Source organism: Bacillus cereus, assembly GCF_002564555.1.
In the GTDB taxonomy this organism is placed as follows: Bacteria; Bacillota; Bacilli; order Bacillales; family Bacillaceae_G; genus Bacillus_A; species Bacillus_A cereus_K.
Genome location: NZ_NUVD01000014.1, coordinates 99,269 through 118,057, shown reverse-complemented (window position 1 = coordinate 118,057; position 18,789 = coordinate 99,269). Strand labels below are relative to the sequence as shown.

Below are 18,789 nucleotides of genomic sequence, written 5' to 3'. Positions count from 1 at the left end.
AATAGAATGAGGAGCCTCTAGCAGTTGAAGCTAGAGGTTTTTCTATAGATCGTATAGGATGCCGTGTAAAAGTGGATCATACATGAGTCTATGAGAATAGAGGAGAGAGTACTTAAACAAAGGATGAGATCATATAGGGGACATACTATGTAAACATCAATATGTTTAGGGATTATTGACCATATTTTTATGAGGAGGAAATAGACGATGATGGGAAAGAAAATTTTAGTAGTTGATGATGAAAAACCGATTGCGGATATTTTGAAGTTCAACCTAGAAAAAGAAGGTTTTGAAATTGTAATGGCGCATGATGGTGATGAAGCAATTGAAAAAGCTAATGAAGAACAGCCAGATATGGTTTTATTAGATATTATGCTACCAGGAAAAGATGGTTTAGAGGTTTGTCGTGAAATACGTAAAAGCTCAGAAATGCCGATTATTATGCTTACAGCAAAGGACTCTGAAATCGATAAAGTATTGGGCCTTGAGCTTGGCGCAGATGATTATGTAACGAAACCGTTTAGTACGAGAGAGTTACTTGCTCGTGTGAAGGCGAATCTACGCCGCCATCAACAAGGTGGTGCAGCAGAAAAAGAAGAAAATACTGAAATGGTTATTGGACCAATTGTTATTAATTCAAATGCCTATAGTGTAACGAAGCGTGAGGAAAATATTGAACTTACACATCGTGAGTTTGAATTGCTACATTATTTAGCAAAACATTTAGGACAAGTTATGACACGTGAACATTTATTGCAAACGGTTTGGGGATATGATTATTTCGGAGATGTGCGTACAGTGGACGTAACAGTACGTCGTTTACGTGAAAAAATTGAAGATAATCCAAGTCATCCTACTTTAATTGTAACTAGACGTGGGGTAGGGTATTACTTGCGTGACCCAGAACAGGAATAGTATATGAAGAAAGTTGGTTTTTTTCAATCTATTCATTTAAAATTTGTGCTCATATATATGCTATTAATATTAATAGCGATGCAAGTAATCGGTGTATATTTCGTAAGGGAATTAGAAAAAAGCCTTGTACAAGGCTTTAAAGATTCTTTGACGCAACAAACGAATTTACTATCGTATAATTTAAAGCAAGAATTTACAAAAAGTCGTGTGAAAACAGATCCAGAATCATTAGATGATGCTATAAAAAATTCAATTCAAAAGTTTGCATCGGATCGTAAGAAAGATATTCAAGAAGTAAGTGTCTTTGATTCTAACAGGAAATTAATGGCGATTTCAGACGCGAGTAAGCAAAATAAGGTAGGAAGAACGTCAACAGATATAGCTGTCCAACGGGTAATTGTACAAAATAAACCAGAATCAAAAATTGAGAAAGATGGAGGAACCGGCCATCGAGTTCAAGTGATGATTACTCCTATTCAAGGCGACAAATCTGGAGAGGTACTGGGTGTCATTCGTATTGTTGCATCTATGGAAGATGTGTATAAACAAATGAAGGATATAAATCAAATTTTTGCTACTGGAACAGTAATCGCCTTGTTAGTAACAGCTGTACTTGGAATTTTACTGGCTCAAACAATTACAAGGCCAATTTCAGATATGCGAAGACAAGCAATTGAAATGGCAAAAGGGAATTATTCGAGGAAAGTAAAGGTCCATAGTCATGATGAAATTGGACAATTAGCGTTATCTTTCAATAATTTATCCAAAAAATTACAACAAGCTCGTTCTTCGACAGAAAGTGAAAGACGTAAATTATCATCTGTTTTATCACATATGACGGATGGAGTAATTGCTACTGACCGAAAAGGGGATATTATCTTATTAAATGACCCTGCGGAAAAGATGTTAAATGTTTCGCGTGAAACGGCACTGGATCAATCTGTTTTAGAAGTGTTAGGGATACAAGAAGAATTTACGCTGGATCATTTATACGAAGAGCCTGATTCCGTATTATTAGATTTTAGTACGAGAAATGAACCATATATTTTACGCGCTAGTTTTTCTGTCATTCAAAAAGAAACAGGGAAGGCAAATGGTTTAATTGCAGTGTTATATGATGTAACGGAGCAGGAGCGTATAGAACGAGAAAGACGTGAATTTGTGGCGAACGTATCTCATGAGTTAAGAACGCCGTTAACAACGATGCGCAGTTACTTAGAAGCACTTACGGATGGTGCGTGGCAAGATCCGAATATTGCACCGCAATTTTTAACGGTGACACAAGAAGAAACAGAGAGAATGATCCGACTTGTAAATGCATTGTTGCAACTATCTAAGCTTGATAGTACAGAACATCGTTTAATGAAGGAATGGGTCGACTTTACTGACTTCTTTAATAACGTTATTGATCGCTTTGAAATGTCTAAAGAGCAAAACGTAAGTTTCAAACGATCTTTTTCTAAAAAATCCAGATTTATTGATATGGATACGGACAAAATTACACAGGTACTGTATAACATTATTTCTAATGCATTAAAGTATTCGCCAGAAGGCGGAACGGTAACATATCGCTTACGTGATCGTGGGGATTTATTAGAGATTAGTGTAAGTGACCAAGGTATGGGGATTCCGAAAGAAAACGTAGATAAAATCTTCGAGCGTTTTTATCGTGTGGATAAAGCTCGTTCAAGACAAATGGGTGGTACAGGTCTTGGATTAGCTATTGCAAAAGAAATGATTGAGGCACATGGTGGTTCTATTTGGGCGAAGAGTGAGGAAGGAAAAGGAACAACAATTTATTTCACACTGCCAATGGCACCAGATGAAGAGGACGATTGGGAATGAGTATGGAAAACTTTAAAACGATAGTTCTAATTAATTTAGTTGTTATTAGCCTATTTTTAACTTTTAATTTATGGACATATGTTCCCGATTCCACTTCTGTGCAAAACACAAAGTTTGTTCAAGGTAATGAAGAGGTAAATCCAATAAAGATTTCAGAGGTTATTCGTCCATCCTCTGTTATTGTTCATAAAGATAAAAACCATTATGTGAGTGAAAATGCGAGCAATGTGGATTTGATTTATAAAATTCTTGAAAATGGAGAATTACATGATTTTAGGGAAATAACAGGGACGGTTTCTAAAGGTGATTTTCTTTCTTATGTACATGGGGAAGAAAAAATTGAATTTGTTTTTCCTACAAACATACCACTTGATACGATTAAGGATATGTTCAATATAAAAGATAAGAATTTAGAGTATAACAGAAGCTTTAATCGTATTGTAATTGATCCTTCTCGAAGTAAGGATCAAGAAATTAAAGTTAATTTTGTTCCCTATGATAATTCTCGTAAAATATACCAAGCGACATTGAGTGGCGCTTATGTAAAAGATATTATAAATGCTCAAAATCAACTTATTACATTAACAAAACCATATTTTGAATATCAAATAAATGATACGAAAAAGCTGTTTTTGCCAGATGGAATTACAGAATTAAGTCAGGTGGAGTATCTTGCATATGAGTTAGACGCAGAGCCATTTAAAAATGCTTTATTCAGTGATCCACGTTATTTAAGCCCTATTATTGAGAAATCGAAGGAAACATTTACAGATGGTATTCGAACTATGGAAATTGATAAGTCGAATTTAATGTTGAGGTACAAAAACTCCGCAGTATATAGTGATAAATCTACGGATAATGCTGTGCTTTTAAAGAAAAGCTTTGACTTTGTAAGTGGACATAGTGATACCTTAAAGTCTTATCGTTTTGATTATATTAATAAGGGGAAAACTTCATTCCGTTTATATGAGGGCGGTTTGCCAGTATTCAACGAAGATGGAATGGCTGAATTAAAACAAGCATGGGGTTCAGGTGAACTCATGCAGTATGAGAGACCTCTTTTTAATTTCAGTATCAATTTACCTAGTAAACAATCTCCAGATTATCCTCTTGCATCAGGACATACAGTGATGACATCATTAGAGAATAACCCGGAGATTGACAAAAATTTAATTCGAGATGTTGGGATTGGTTATAAAATGTTAGCAGAACCATCTCTCAACGGCGGAAAAATTGTTACCTTACAGCCAATATGGTATGTAAAATATGATGAAGAAGGTAAGCAAAAAACATATGAGTGGAGTGAGGGGGGACTAAATGGATTGGGATCGAATTAAAACAATATTTATTGTGACCTTTTTTGTTTTAGACCTCTTTCTTATCTTCCAGTTCATTCAAAAGCAAGATAGTAATCAATTGGAACTTGTGACAGAAACAAAAATAGATCAACAATTAAAAGAGTCCAAAATTACTATGGGGAGTTTTCCTAAAGAGCCAAAGAAAGAGTCATTTATTATGGCGAAAAATAAAAATTTTAAAGAAGAAGATGTGCAATCTTTAAAAAATCAAACAGCTCATCTGCAAGATGAATATAAGATAGAAAGTAAGTTAAAAGAACCGTTTTTAAATACAAAATCATTATCAAAGGATAAGTATAATGATTTTTTAAAAAACTACGTGCTGGATGGACAGAAATATGAATTTGGGGCAATGAAAGACTCTAAAATTTATTTCTTTCAAAAGTATAAGGATAAACCGATTTTTTACAACAATCATGCAATGATTGTTGTAGATTTAAATGAAAAAAATGAGCTTGTTTCGTATACACAAACAATGTTAACGGATTTGAAGGAAATGGGCGAAAGTGAAAAAACGAAAGAACAAGAAATTATTACTGCTCAAACAGCTTTAGAAAATATATATTTAAAAAATAAAATTGCAGAAAATACGCACGTGAAAGAGGCGCAGATTGGATATGCGACTCTAGCTGAATCATCTTCTAATATACAAGTGCTTGCGCCAACTTGGAACTTAAAGACAGAGCAGAAAAAGGACTTTTTTGTGAATGCAATTGAAGGGCAAGTTATGGAATTAGGGGAAACTCAAGTGCCAGAAGAGCATAATGGAGTGAGAAAGAATGAGTATGCACTTTAGTGTACTTGCAAGTGGAAGTACAGGGAATATGCTATATGTAGGAACAGATGAAAAGAAATTACTTGTTGATGCAGGTTTAAGTGGTAAAGCTACAGAGGCCTTATTTAAGCAAGCTGAACTGAATATAAAGGACGTATCAGGCATTCTTGTAACACATGAGCATAGTGACCACATTAAAGGATTAGGTGTATTGGCGCGTAAATATGATTTACCTGTTTATGCGAACGAGAAAACATGGAATGCAATGGAACATTTAATAGGTAATATCCCAACTGAGCAAAAGTTTATTTTCTCAGTTGGAGATGTGAAAACGTTTGGTGACATTGAGGTTGAGTCATTTGGAGTTTCTCACGATGCGGCAGAGCCGATGTTTTATGCTTTTCATAACAATAATAGAAAACTAGCCCTTATTACAGATACAGGATACGTAAGTGACCGTATGAAAGGTGTTATTAAGGGAGCAAATGCTTTCGTATTTGAGAGTAATCATGACGTGGAAATGCTTCGTATGGGACGTTATCCGTGGAGTATTAAACGACGTATTTTAAGCGACGTTGGCCACGTTTGTAATGAGGATGCTGCATTGGCGATGGCAGATGTAATTACAGATGAAACAAAACATATTTATTTAGCCCATTTAAGTTTAGATAACAATATGAAAGAATTAGCACGTATGTCTGTATCACAAGTATTAGAGGAAAAGGGATTTGGAGTAGGAGAATCCTTTGAAATTCACGATACGGATCCAAAAATGCCTACGAAAATTCAATACGTATAATTCTTCATTTTAGTAAACAATAAAGGTGAATATAGTTGTTTTCAGGAAGATAGGTGAACAAATATGTCCTTTATTGATGAAGAAAAATATCGTATTAAACGTGCAGGGAAAAAGAAACATAAAGGTATTGTTATTTCTAGTATAGCGGGAACAATTGTAGGGGCTTCATTGTTTGCATTTGGAGCTCCTTTATTTTCAAATGATGCAGGTAAGCTCCCGCAGGCTGAAGCAAGTGAAAAAAATATGGCTGAAGCTCAAAATGGAAATGTGCCTGTTAAACAAGTTAGCTTTGTCGACGCTGTTGATCGTGCTTCAGATGCTGTTGTTGGGGTTATTAATATTCAACGAGACGATTTCTCAGAGGCTGATTCAGAAGCTGGTACAGGCTCTGGTGTGATTTATAAGAAAACAGATGGACATGCGTATATTGTAACAAATAACCACGTTGTTTCTGGGGCGAATCGTATTGAGGTGAGCTTAAGTGACGGTAAGAAAGTTCCAGGTAAAGTATTAGGAACTGATGTAGTCACGGACTTAGCAGTACTAGAAATAGACGCGAAGTATGTGAAAAAAGTGATTGAAATTGGTGATTCTAATACCGTTCGTAGAGGGGAACCGGTCATTGCGATTGGGAACCCACTTGGATTGCAATTTTCTGGGACTGTCACACAAGGTATTATTTCTGCTAATGAACGTATTGTTCCTGTAGATTTGGATCAAGATGGACATTATGATTGGCAAGTAGAAGTATTACAAACAGATGCAGCGATTAATCCCGGTAATAGTGGTGGTGCGCTTATAAATATGGCAGGACAATTAATTGGTATTAACTCAATGAAAATTGCTGCCAAAGAAGTAGAAGGGATCGGACTAGCTATTCCGGTGACTAGAGCTGTTCCGGTTATGAATGAACTTGAGAAGCAGGGAAAAGTGAGAAGACCTTATGTTGGAATTGAGCTTAGATCACTAAATGAGATTCCGAATTATTATTGGTCCCAAACACTACATTTACCAAATAATATAACAGACGGTGTTTGCATTTTAGATGTAAAAGGTCCTTCCCCAGGTGCTGATGCTGGCTTACGAGAACATGATGTTATTGTGGCTGTGGATGGAAAACCGATTTACGATATTATTGGATTCCGTACGGCGTTATATGATAAAAAAATTAATGATAAAATGACTCTTACGTTTTATCGTGGTACTAAACGAGCAACAACAACTGTAAAATTAGGCATTCAAAAGTATTAGAAACAGGAGGGCCTACCTCCTGTTTTCTATTGTAGAAAAGTGAGGTGAAGAATATGAATTTACCTTGTTGTTTAGAACATGTTGAATTAGCGTTAGATATTATTGTGGATGAGTGTGAGGTTGCACCAGTTATCAACAATGTGGATAACTCTGAAAAAGAGAAAAAAACATGTGAATTTTGTCAAAACGAGGCGACATATGTTGTATCGAACACAGATTCTCACACAATATGTGGGTAACATTTGTGGATATGTGGATAAGTCCTGTGTATAACGTGTTTGTAAGGTGGGGAATAGATGTGAATATCTCGATTATTTCAATCGGAAAATTAAAAGAAAAATACTTAAAACAAGGTATAGCAGAATACTTAAAACGATTATCTGCATACGCAAAAGTAGAAGTAATTGAATTGCCAGATGAAAAGGCACCAGAAAATTTAAGTGAAGCAGAAATGTTAATTGTAAAAGAAAAAGAAGGTATACGTATACTGGATAAAATTTCTGATGATACGCATGTCATTGCGCTAGCTATAGAAGGAAAACAAAAATCATCAGAAGAATTTGCGGTAAGTCTAGATCGCCTTGCTACATATGGAAAGAGTAAAGTTGCATTTGTAATTGGTGGATCACTTGGACTAAGTTCAGAAGTAATGAAGCGTTCAAACGAATCACTTTCTTTTTCAAAGATGACATTACCACATCAATTAATGCGATTAGTATTGCTTGAGCAAGTGTATAGAGCGTTTCGGATTAATCGTGGGGAACCTTATCATAAATAGTGAGCAGTAATCGAAAACTAATACTGCTTTGTGTATTAACAAATTGAATAAAAATATGATCAAGAAATTAGCACTTATCTTTACAAGATAGAGTGCTTTTTTATACGCATTTTACTTTTTTAGATTTAAACGATATGTAATGAAAATGTACAATAAATATGGGGATATGAAAGTGTTTTGTGAAATCAAGTATACTCAATATAGGAGAAAAGAAGTATGAGATGTACTTAGGGGGGGGCTTAACATATTTAAGGGAGATATGAAAAAAATATTGATATCATTACTAAAAAATCCATTAGTAATAATCGTATACTGGATTTTTTGTTATGAATTAGCTTTGTTATGTATGTATGGGAGAATGAATAATAATATTTACATTTGGCTATTATGTATAGCATTTTTAATATTTATTATTATATTTACTACAATTAGAGTTATAAAAAATAGGGAACGTGAATCGTCAAAATTATTAAATGTAAAGGGATGGAAATACATTTCGGTTATCATCCTTATCTTTATAACGTTTTTTTATGGGATAAAAATTTATAAAAGTGCGACGAATTATGGTGGTAAACTAGCATGGTTTATAGAAAGTGTAAAAAACGAAAGATCAGTTGAATTTGAGCGTGATAATATATATAAGTATGGTGTAGAGGGTATTTTTGAAGATATAAATAAGAAATATACTTTGCCAAAGAAGTTATATATGTCGGATGATTTTACTTTAGAATTTAACTCAGATGGAACAATTACATCATTTGATACCTTTCTTTATGGAAAAAACGCTGCTGGAAAAGAGGAAAGCTACTTAATATCTTATAATAAAAATAAATCAAAAGATATTTTTGTAGGACTAAATGGGTATGTTAACGCTGATTATAATGAAGATAAATTAGTACAACCTTTAATTAAAACAGTTCAAGCCATTCCAGTTAAACAAACTGTTAGTAAGTGGAATAAAAATCAGTATGGACTGGTTTATTACGGGAAAAGGAATTGGGGTTACAATAGAGAAGGAATTATTAATATTAATAAAGATGGGAAATCGGAGAAGCTAGAAGACGCAAAATCTGAAATAATTGGATATACGGTATCTATATTTATCCCTGGAAAAGAGAAAGAGATAGTACCTGCTAGATATAATTTACTAGGTGATCCAAACTGGAGTAAGGAAAGTAGTTCTAAAAAGAAAAAGAAGGATTTAACTAATAATAATGAGCAATTTTACTTTTCAAAAGAAGTGGGTTATAAACTAAATGTTACAGATAAAGCATTAGGGAGTACCTTTTATACACTAAGCAATACAATTGATGGTGGGGAAACATGGGGAGTTATAAATGAAGACCCGTTTAATGAAGCGGTTGGTAGTGCATCAGGAATCATCTTTTTTAATGAAAAGCTCGGATTTTTAAGGGCAGCCAGACCTTCTGGCAATGAAGGAGGGCTATACCGTACAGATGATGGTGGTATAACTTTTAAAAAGGTGAGCTATACGAATTATGAAGTGAAACTAGAAAGTGGACAGTTAATAAATCCGTTTGATTTTCCTAGTATGCCTTATGAGAAGGATGGAGTTTTTAACATGCTAGTAGGGCAAGGAGAAGATGGAGACTACAATGGTAATAGTAGTCTACTTTATCAATCAAAAAATCAAGGTGAAACATGGGAGTATGTAAAAGAGGTTAAAGGTAATTAATAGTGGGAAAGACCATTGGATAAAAATCACCGATGGTCTTTTGAACATTAAAAGATGGCTTGTAGATTTCCTAAAATAAGTATGTTTCTATTTCTAAAAAAGTATGCTGTAATATGAAGAGGAAAAAATTATAAGTAGTCAGAGAAGTGAGGAATCAAAGGTGAAAAAGTTTAAGAAGTTTTACTTGGAGATTACGAGCGTATGTAATCTTGCGTGCAGCTTTTGTCCGCCGACAGAAAGGCAGAAGCAATTCATTTCTGTGGAGGATTTTTCTAAAAGATTAGATCAAATTAAACCCCACACAGACTACATTTATTTGCATGTGAAGGGTGAGCCTTTACTGCATCCAAAGATAGATCAATTGCTTGATCTAAGCCATGAAAAAGGGTTTAAAGTAAATATTACAACGAACGGAACGTTAATTAATAAGAGAAGGCATAGACTGTTAAATAAACCTGCGTTAAGGCAAATAAACTTTTCACTTCATAGTTTTGACGGGCATCCAGGTTCGGAAGATAAAGAAGGGTATGTAAGAAGTATACTTTCTTTCATTAGAGAGGCGACTAGTCAATCGGACTTAATCGTTTCACTAAGGTTATGGAATTTAACTCAGGATAACAAAACAAATATTGAAATCCAGAAAAATAGAGATTTATTATCCATAATTGAAAATGAGTTTGATCTGCCTTATCAAATTGAAGAGAAGCTTACACCAGGAAAAGGCATAAAAATTGCGGAACGTGTCTTTATTAATCAAGACTATGAATTCCAGTGGCCAGCTTTACATGAAGAAGAGGATGATGGAAAAGGTTTCTGTCATGGTCTCCGTAATCAAGCTGGTATTTTGGCAAACGGAACGGTTATACCTTGTTGTTTAGATGGTGAAGGTATTATTAATCTCGGAAATATTAATAATGACTCATTTTCTAACATTATTGAAGGTGAAAGAGCGAACAATATTGTGGATGGATTTTCGAAAAGAGTTGCGGTTGAAGAGTTATGCAGAAAATGTGGGTACCGCAAAAGGTTTGGAAAATAAAAAAAGGACAAGCATAAGAGGCTTGTCCTTTTTCTTGTTTGAAAATTAATATACTTTGTCACCGTTGAAAATAGAGTTTTTAACGACAACATAATCTACAGTACGAATAGCGTCTAATTTAGTTCCGCCAGCATAAGAGATAGACGATTGAAGATCTTGTTCCATTTCGATTAATGTATCTTCTAAAGAACCTTTATGCTCTACGAACATTTTTTTACCTTCAACGTTTTTCTTCTCACCTTTTTGGAATTCAGAAGCTGAACCGAAATATTCTTTATAAAGTTTGCCATCTTTTTCGATTGTTTCCCCTGGAGACTCTTCATGACCCGCGAATAGAGAACCGATCATAACCATAGTCGCCCCAAATCGAATAGATTTAGCTACATCACCGTGCGTACGGATACCACCGTCAGCGATGATAGGCTTACTTGCAGCTTTTGCACACCAGCGAAGTGCAGCTAGTTGCCAACCGCCAGTTCCAAAGCCTGTTTTAATTTTAGTAATACAAACTTTACCAGGTCCAATACCAACTTTTGTTGCGTCAGCGCCAGCGTGTTCTAATTCTCTCACCGCTTCTGGAGTTCCAACGTTTCCAGCGATAACAAAGCTTTCTGGTAAATGTTTTTTAATGTGCTGAATCATGTTGATTACCGCATTAGAATGACCGTGTGCGATATCAATCGTGATGTATTCAGGTGTAAGTTGCTCAGCAGCTAATTGTTGTACGAATTCATACTCGTCTTCTTTAACACCAACGCTGATTGAAGCAATTAATCCACGAGATTGCATATCTCTAATAAATGAGATTCGTTTCTCTGGTTGGAAACGATGCATGATATAGAAGTAATTATTTTCAGCTAAATAAGTTGCGATTCTTTCATCAATAATCGTTTGCATATTTGCAGGTACGACAGGTAATTTAAATTTATGTTTTCCTAAAGTGACAGTTGTATCACATTCTGATCGGCTATTTACAATGCATTTTGCAGGAATTAATTGAATATCTTCGTAGTCAAATACGTTTTCCATCATTTACACCCCTAAAATACGAATATTTTATTTAGTTTATTTAAAAATGTTCGTCCAAATGATAATTTACAGTATTTTTAGTAATAAGTCAAAGGTTTTAATGTTTAATTTGAAAAAAAGTTAATTTAATATTTATTGGATTTATATGGTTGCAATGTATTTCAATGTGTAAGCGTTTACTGTAGAATTATATAGGGGAAATAATAGATAAATATATTATTTTAGGGGAGATTTTATGGGGCGTTTAGTATATATGGATTGGCTACGTGTATTAGCGACAATTGCGGTCGTTACAATTCACGTTGCTGCAGGGTATGTGTCTACGTTAGATTCAAATAATGTGTCGCGTTGGCTGGCTGGTAATTTTTATGATTCACTTTCGCGTGCAAGTGTTCCAATTTTTGTAATGATTAGTGGAGCCTTATTATTAAAGGGAACAAAAGATACTTCTATTGGGGAATTTTTAAAGAAACGTGCAAGTAAAGTGATCATACCTTTTATAGGTTGGAGTGCTATATTTTACATCTATGGGGCTTGTGTAGGATATTTTCCAGCTTCTTTAAAGCAAGGGATAAAGTACTTTTTAACAAATAATATCGGGTTACATCTATGGTTCTTATACATGATTGTAGGAATATATTTAATCACACCTTTATTGAAAGTATTTGTGCAAAATGCTAAGAAGAGAGAGATAGAATATTTCTTAATTTTATGGCTATATGCATCTGTTATAGTTAAACTAGTAAATTATTATTATCCTATCAACTTTAATATCGAATTATTTTACGTTACAAATTATGTAGGATATTTTCTACTTGGTTATTACTTATCGAATTATGAGATTGCGAAAAAATGGAGGAATATTTCTTATATTGGAGGACTTGTAGGGTGTATTGGTACATTCTTTATTACATACCATTATACAGTCAAAGCCAATGGGCAGCTAGATCAATATTGGTATGAATATTTTGCGCCAGGTGTTGTACTTATGGCAATTGGATTATTTGTCTTTTTCAGATATGCTTTCCAAAATTCAGAAAGACAATTACCATTTTTATTACGTGGCATAAACAAAGCAAGTCTTGGAATTTATATTCTTCACTTTTTCTTATTAAATAATTATCTATACATAATTATTCCAAAGGTGAATGCACATGTACATGCGATATTGGCAATACCTATAAATGTAATTATTACACTTGTCCTTAGTATGGTAATAACGTTAGTATTGCAAAGAATACCAGTTGTAAAAAGGTTAGTTCCGTAAAAATATTTTACCTAAAAAAATATATTTTACGTTATGTAGGTGGGCAGACTTATTAGTAAGTCTGCTCTTTTTTTATATTGTTAAAAAAACAATATAAAAAAGAGTTATACTTAGGTTAAGTTGATATCTTAGTGAATGACAAATATTAGTTTGATATATCATCTTAGTATAATTAAATGTAGGGGAATAAACATATAATTATTAAATACAGAATAAAATGAGGTTAGTACATGAGTAAAAGAAGCTTTGCCGAGTATGCATTAAGTAAAGAAATTGTAAGGGCACTTACTGGTTTAGGATATGAGCATCCAACGGAAGTGCAAGGAGAGGTTATTCCAGTTGCTTTGCAAAAGAAAGACCTTGTCGTAAAGTCACAGACTGGAAGTGGAAAAACAGCTTCGTTCGGTATACCACTTTGTGAAATGGTGGAGTGGGAAGAGAATAAGCCACAAGCGCTAATTTTAACACCGACGAGAGAGCTTGCGGTGCAAGTGAAAGAAGATATTACGAATATAGGTCGCTTCAAAAGAATTAAGGCTGCCGCGATTTATGGTAAATCTCCATTTGCACGTCAAAAATTAGAGTTAAAGCAAAAGACACATATTGTAGTTGGAACTCCTGGCCGTGTGTTAGATCATATTGAAAAAGGTACCCTTTCTTTAGATCGTTTGAAGTATTTAGTGATTGATGAAGCAGATGAAATGCTAAATATGGGCTTTATCGATCAAGTAGAGGCAATTATTGACGAATTACCTACAAAACGAATGACAATGCTATTTTCGGCAACACTTCCAGAAGATGTTGAAAAGTTATCTCGTACGTATATGGATTCGCCAACGCATATTGAAATTAAGGCTGCTGGGATTACAACAGACAAAATTGAACATACACTTTTCGAGGCGAGAGAAGAGGAGAAACTTTCACTTCTTAAAGATGTAACAACGATTGAAAATCCAGATAGTTGTATTATTTTTTGCCGTACACAAGAAAATGTAGATCACGTATTTAGACAGTTAAAGCGCGTTAACTATCCTTGTGATAAAATCCATGGTGGTATGGTACAAGAAGATCGTTTCGAAGTTATGGATGATTTTCGAAAAGGAAAGTTCCGTTACTTAGTAGCAACAGATGTAGCTGCAAGAGGAATTGATATTGATAATATTACACATGTTATTAATTACGATATCCCACTAGAAAAAGAAAGTTATGTACATCGTACGGGAAGAACGGGACGCGCTGGTAATAATGGAAAGGCTATTACATTCATAACGCCGCATGAAAATAGATTTTTAGAAGAGATCGAGGAATACATCGGATTTGAAATTCCAAAGTCACTTGCACCTTCAAAAGAAGAAGTTATAAAAGAGAGAGCAGTATTTGAGGAAAAGATACATGCTAAACCAATTATAAAGAAAGATAAAAATGCAGACCTAAACAAAGGAATTATGAAATTGTACTTTAATGGCGGGAAGAAAAAGAAAATTAGGGCGGTAGATTTCGTCGGTACAATTGCTAAAATTAAAGGCGTTACAGCAGAAGATATAGGCATTATTACAATCCAAGACAATGTTTCTTATGTTGAAATATTAAATGGAAAAGGGCCGCTTGTTTTAAAAATCATGAAAAATACAACGATTAAAGGGAAACAATTAAAGGTTCATGAAGCAATTAAGTAAGAAAACCATCCACTTTTAAAGTGGATGGTTTTCTTATTGAATAGGGATTAATACGATTGTTACTAGTATTCGCATGGGGGTTAATTCCAAAACGTTTGAACAACATACAATTGTTAAGTTATATAGTAGCATTTGCATTTAATTCCTCTTAGTACGTAATGGAAATGTTATACTGTAGGTTGGTGAATTTTTTATATAAATTAATTTTAAATATTATTTTTGAAAAATATATGAGAGTAGAGAAGGTGTTTGATTGATGAGTTTGACTGAGAATAAGCGTAATTTAAATTGGCTCTCTTTTTATTTCATTTTTGTAATTGCCGCTTCTTTTTTATTACGTTTATATTTAGCATCGCATTTAGAAGGATTTGAACGAGATCAACTTTTTTTCGTGGATTGGATGAATACTGTAGGTAAATATGGATTAGGTGATGTGTATGCACATGGAGATTTAGTAAACTATCCACCATTCCTATTAGCTCTTTTAGGTATTTATGGAGAGATATTGTCATTTTTTAATATACACGTGGATGCTGCCGGTGTGTTAATTAGAATACCATCTATTTTATTTGAAATAATGGCTATAATTATTTTTGCTATAGCTTCTAAAAGAATAGGTAATTCAATTATCAGAGCAGCATTAGTAACATTTTTTGCATTGAGTCCAGCTTTTATAGTGGATGGGACCGTTTGGGGTCAAGTGGATATGCTACATAGTATATTGATGGTTAGTTCTCTTTTATTACTAATGTCTAAACCAACTTGGTCTGGGGTTATTTATGCTGTAGCATTATTAGCTAAATTTCAATCGATTGTAATTGCGCCTGTATTCGCTATGTATTTCTTAAAAGTAATATGGGAAAAAAGAGAATGGAAACAATTGTCTAAATTTGTAATAGGATTCTGTATACCTTTATTACTATTTAGCGTTTATTTTGCAGCTCATGGCACATTTAGTACTATGTTAAAACAAGCATATTTAAATGCAGTGGGCACTTTCCCGACGGTAACGGTGTATGCCATGAATATTTGGTATTATGCAATTGGTACTAGTCCTGATACATTAGATACTATTCAAATTTTACCGCATATCACTTTGAAAACAGTGGGATTAATACTTTTATCTATCGCCACAGCATTAACTTGTCTGTATGTATTTTTCCATCGTCAAATGAATACGCCAGTTCTGTTGAAAGCTGCGACTTTTATAAGTTTCGCATTTTTTATGTTGCCTACACAAATGCATGAAAGATATTCTTTTCCAGCATTAGTATTTGTGATGTTTTTACTGTTATATGAAATGAAGTGGACAGGGATAACATTAGGATTAACTGTAACAATCTTTTTAAATTTAGTAATGGTTCTGTACGCTAAATTAAATACGAATATGGGAATGTTCATAGTGACTATTAATGTTTTCATTTTCTATTCTATGTGTAAATTATTATTAAAAGAGTATTATGATCGCTTTGAATTGTTAATAAGGAAACATTGAGGGGATACAAATTTTAGAAATTAGAGAAAAGTACATTCTGTTAGTCTATAGAATGTGCTTTTTTACTTTAGAAGAATAAGAATATAGGCTTATACATCATATTTGATTTATGTTTTTCTCAAAAGAAACGTGTTTTTAATACCGTTAGTACAAGGATAATGGTAGGAATAGCTGAGTATTTCAGAAATTTGAGTTACTAAGTTTCTAGAATCATTCTGATAACAGAAGGTATCCTAATAAAGTAATAAGAAATAAAACGCTGTCTATTTTTAGGCAGCGTTTTGCAATTATTAAGATTTTTTTAGATCATCAATTAACTTCTCTGCTAAACGTCTATACATATTACTCATCGTCACGAAGGATGTTAGTAATAAAAACTTTTCTAGCTTTGGATCTGTTGCGGAAGAATTTTCATTTACTTCTGTAATGCGGTTATTTACGTCTTGTTTAAAGTTCTCGACATTGTTTTCAGTAAGAGCGAGATAGTCTTTATATAGTGTATTTAATTCGAACGTATCATCGTTTAATAAGGAGTCATTTATATTTTCTAAGGAGCTTTTTATGTCGTTAATGGAAAGGGCTCCTTTTAATTGATAAATTAAGCTAATTAAAATCATATGCTCTTTTGAATACTTTTTGTTTTTGATAGGGATGAATAGTTTCCCTTTTGCGTAATTGTTAATCATTGTTTTTGTTAATACTTTTTCATCAGCAGCTCTTGTTGTATCCGCATAAGTATTCTCAAATAGTTGGACAACTTGGTCTACATATAAGTCGACATTCGGAATATCCTCAAGTTTAATATTTTTTTCTAATTGTAATGATTCAAGTAATGTATTTATATTTTCCACGTAGAATCCCTCACTTTTATAACGTAGTGGAATTGAATGTTTGATATGCCTTTAAATATGGTATTACGAAACAAATGAATTGTAAATGTTGACCTATATAAATAATGTGTATATAATTACATGTAGTTATTAAAACTACATGTAATTATATGAGGGGTGTTATTATGAACGCTTATGTAAGAGAACCGGTTAATGCATTTACTCACTTAGGTGGAGCTGTATTATCATTTATTGCATTATTAGCTATGCTTGTGAAAGTTTCTATTAAGATGCCGTCATTTGCTGCGATCACAGCTGTTATTTTATTTGGTATCGGGATGATGGTCCTTTATACGGCATCAGCTGTATATCATAGTGTTGTAGCCAGTGAACGTGTTATTTATTTCTTTAGGAAATTAGATCATTCTATGATTTTTATATTAATTGCAGGTACATATGCACCCTTTTGCTTAATTACATTACATTCTGCAAATGGTTTGTTATTATTTTGCTTAGTTTATGCAACTGCAATTTGCGGTATTGTTTTTAAAATGTTTTGGTTTAATTGTCCGAGATGGTTATCGACAGCGATTTATATTACGATGGGTTGGTTAATCGTTCTATTCTTTGCACCATTAGCTGAGAGTCTAAGCACAGGAGGTATCGTATTCTTGGTGCTTGGAGGTATCTTTTATACAATTGGTGGATTTATTTACGGTGCGAAGCCAAAATGGTTAGAGTTTAAATATATGGGTCATCATGAAATTTTTCATATTTTTGTATTATTAGGTAGTCTTGCACATTTTCTAAGTGTATATTGTTACGTAATTTAATTAAAAATGCTACATGACTTTTGTTATGTAGCATTTTTTGATTGCTCCAGTGAAATCGTGTATTGTACAAAATAAGTATGGGATAAAATGTAAGTTTCTGTGTTCGCATAATAAACATAGGATAAGAAATATGTGATATACTTTGAGAAGTTTATAATGAATGAAATATGGAGGACTATAATTATGGCAATACTTGTAACAGGTGGAGCAGGATATATTGGTAGTCATACATGCGTAGAATTACTGAATGGCGGTTACGAAATTATAGTAGTGGATAATCTTTCGAATAGCTCGGTAGAGTCTATCAATCGGGTGAAAGAGATAACAGGAAAACAATTTAAATTTTATCAAGAAGACGTTTTAAATCGCGAAGCACTTGATATGATTTTTGAAAAAAACACAATTGAAGCTGTCATTCATTTCGCAGGCTTTAAGGCTGTAGGAGAATCAGTGGCAATCCCATTAACATATTATCATAACAACATTACAAGCACATTAGTGTTATGTGATGTAATGCGGAAGCATAATGTGAAGAAGATGATCTTCAGTTCGTCTGCAACGGTATATGGTATCCCAGAAACATCACCAATTACGGAGGAGTTTCCGTTAAGTGCAACAAATCCATACGGTCAAACGAAATTAATGATTGAACAAATTATGCGTGATGTAGCATTTGCGGATGCAGAATGGAGTATCGCATTACTTCGCTATTTCAATCCATTTGGTGCACATGAAAGTGGGCGTATTGGAGAGGATCCAAATGGAATTCCAAATAACTTAATGCCGTATGTAACACAAGTAGCGGTAGGCAAGCTAAAGGAATTAAGCGTATTTGGAAACGACTACTCAACTAAAGATGGAACAGGTGTCCGTGATTACATTCATGTTGTAGACTTAGCAAATGGTCACGTAAAAGCACTTGAGAAAGTACTGAACACAACGGGAGTAGATGCTTATAATCTGGGCACAGGTACGGGTTATAGTGTGTTAGAGATGGTTGAAGCATTTGAAAAAGTTTCAGGCAAGAAAGTTCCTTATAAAATTACAGAGCGTCGTCCTGGTGATGTGGCCGTATGTTTTGCTGATGCATCGAAAGCAAAGCGTGAATTAGGATGGGAAGCAACACGTGGATTAGAAGAGATGTGTGCAGATTCCTGGAGATGGCAATCAAATAACAAAAATGGCTATCTAGAAGTTTAATAT

17 protein-coding genes are annotated in these 18,789 nt (G+C 33.8%); 15 read left to right on the top strand and 2 right to left on the bottom strand.

Going from position 1 to position 18,789, the window contains the following annotated elements; genetic code table 11:
* The first annotated feature begins 207 nt into the window (after nt 1-207).
* The 10 genes from walR to COI75_RS06705 all read left to right on the top strand — a co-directional run bounded on the left by walR (nt 208) and on the right by COI75_RS06705 (nt 10,456).
* A complete protein-coding gene (gene walR, locus COI75_RS06750) occupies nt 208-915 on the top strand; it encodes a cell wall metabolism DNA-binding response regulator WalR (RefSeq protein WP_000971866.1) in 708 nt (235 codons plus the stop codon).
* 3 nt (nt 916-918) lie between these two features.
* Nucleotides 919-2,760, top strand: a complete 1,842-nt coding sequence (gene walK, locus COI75_RS06745; protein WP_000755359.1) for a cell wall metabolism sensor histidine kinase WalK — start codon at nt 919-921, stop codon at nt 2,758-2,760.
* Nucleotides 2,757-4,097, top strand: a complete 1,341-nt coding sequence (locus tag COI75_RS06740; protein ID WP_098448263.1) for a YycH family regulatory protein — start codon at nt 2,757-2,759, stop codon at nt 4,095-4,097. Before walK ends, COI75_RS06740 begins: the two co-directional genes overlap by 4 nt.
* Nucleotides 4,078-4,914: a two-component system regulatory protein YycI gene (locus tag COI75_RS06735; RefSeq protein ID WP_000383743.1), complete on the top strand. Its 837-nt coding sequence runs from the start codon at nt 4,078-4,080 to the stop codon at nt 4,912-4,914. Before COI75_RS06740 ends, COI75_RS06735 begins: the two co-directional genes overlap by 20 nt.
* A complete protein-coding gene (locus COI75_RS06730; RefSeq protein WP_000061684.1) occupies nt 4,898-5,692 on the top strand; it encodes an MBL fold metallo-hydrolase in 795 nt (264 codons plus the stop codon). The genes COI75_RS06735 and COI75_RS06730 overlap by 17 nt, the downstream gene beginning before the upstream one ends.
* Nucleotides 5,693-5,755: 63 nt before the next feature.
* Entirely contained in the window at nt 5,756-6,943 is a 1,188-nt protein-coding gene (locus tag COI75_RS06725) for a S1C family serine protease (protein ID WP_000008022.1), read from the top strand.
* A gap of 53 nt (nt 6,944-6,996) precedes the next feature.
* Nucleotides 6,997-7,182: a CxxH/CxxC protein gene (locus COI75_RS06720; RefSeq protein ID WP_001052827.1), complete on the top strand. Its 186-nt coding sequence runs from the start codon at nt 6,997-6,999 to the stop codon at nt 7,180-7,182.
* 59 nt (nt 7,183-7,241) lie between these two features.
* Nucleotides 7,242-7,721, top strand: coding sequence for a 23S rRNA (pseudouridine(1915)-N(3))-methyltransferase RlmH (rlmH, locus tag COI75_RS06715; RefSeq protein WP_001027003.1), 480 nt, complete (start codon nt 7,242-7,244; stop codon nt 7,719-7,721).
* A 259-nt stretch (nt 7,722-7,980) separates the two neighbouring features.
* Nucleotides 7,981-9,417 (top strand): WD40/YVTN/BNR-like repeat-containing protein, encoded by a 1,437-nt coding sequence (locus tag COI75_RS06710; protein WP_000721961.1) that lies wholly within the window; start codon nt 7,981-7,983, stop codon nt 9,415-9,417.
* A gap of 160 nt (nt 9,418-9,577) precedes the next feature.
* Entirely contained in the window at nt 9,578-10,456 is an 879-nt protein-coding gene (locus COI75_RS06705) for a radical SAM/SPASM domain-containing protein (RefSeq protein ID WP_000713640.1), read from the top strand.
* Between the two features lie 45 nt (nt 10,457-10,501).
* On the opposite strand, the gene guaC is transcribed toward COI75_RS06705, so the two are convergent.
* Nucleotides 10,502-11,485: a GMP reductase gene (gene guaC, locus COI75_RS06700; RefSeq protein ID WP_000432441.1), complete on the bottom strand. Its 984-nt coding sequence runs from the start codon at nt 11,483-11,485 to the stop codon at nt 10,502-10,504.
* Between the two features lie 235 nt (nt 11,486-11,720).
* Here guaC and COI75_RS06695 point away from each other — a divergent pair, with 235 nt between their 5' ends.
* The 3 genes from COI75_RS06695 to COI75_RS06685 all read left to right on the top strand — a co-directional run bounded on the left by COI75_RS06695 (nt 11,721) and on the right by COI75_RS06685 (nt 15,923).
* On the top strand, nt 11,721-12,752 hold the full coding sequence (locus COI75_RS06695; protein WP_000533186.1) for an acyltransferase: 1,032 nt from the start codon (nt 11,721-11,723) through the stop codon (nt 12,750-12,752).
* Nucleotides 12,753-12,982: 230 nt separating this feature from the next.
* On the top strand, nt 12,983-14,428 hold the full coding sequence (locus COI75_RS06690; RefSeq protein ID WP_000044731.1) for a DEAD/DEAH box helicase: 1,446 nt from the start codon (nt 12,983-12,985) through the stop codon (nt 14,426-14,428).
* A 256-nt stretch (nt 14,429-14,684) separates the two neighbouring features.
* Nucleotides 14,685-15,923, top strand: a complete 1,239-nt coding sequence (locus COI75_RS06685) for a hypothetical protein (RefSeq protein WP_000059696.1) — start codon at nt 14,685-14,687, stop codon at nt 15,921-15,923.
* Nucleotides 15,924-16,213: 290 nt separating this feature from the next.
* On the opposite strand, the gene COI75_RS06680 is transcribed toward COI75_RS06685, so the two are convergent.
* Nucleotides 16,214-16,774, bottom strand: coding sequence for a DUF1836 domain-containing protein (locus COI75_RS06680; RefSeq protein ID WP_000427933.1), 561 nt, complete (start codon nt 16,772-16,774; stop codon nt 16,214-16,216).
* Nucleotides 16,775-16,938: 164 nt separating this feature from the next.
* Between COI75_RS06680 and trhA the strand changes: the two genes are divergently transcribed.
* Both trhA and galE read left to right on the top strand, forming a co-directional pair.
* Nucleotides 16,939-17,586 (top strand): PAQR family membrane homeostasis protein TrhA, encoded by a 648-nt coding sequence (gene trhA / locus COI75_RS06675; protein ID WP_000995374.1) that lies wholly within the window; start codon nt 16,939-16,941, stop codon nt 17,584-17,586.
* Nucleotides 17,587-17,769: 183 nt separating this feature from the next.
* Nucleotides 17,770-18,786, top strand: a complete 1,017-nt coding sequence (galE, locus tag COI75_RS06670; protein WP_000996523.1) for a UDP-glucose 4-epimerase GalE — start codon at nt 17,770-17,772, stop codon at nt 18,784-18,786.
* Nucleotides 18,787-18,789: the final 3 nt, after the last annotated feature.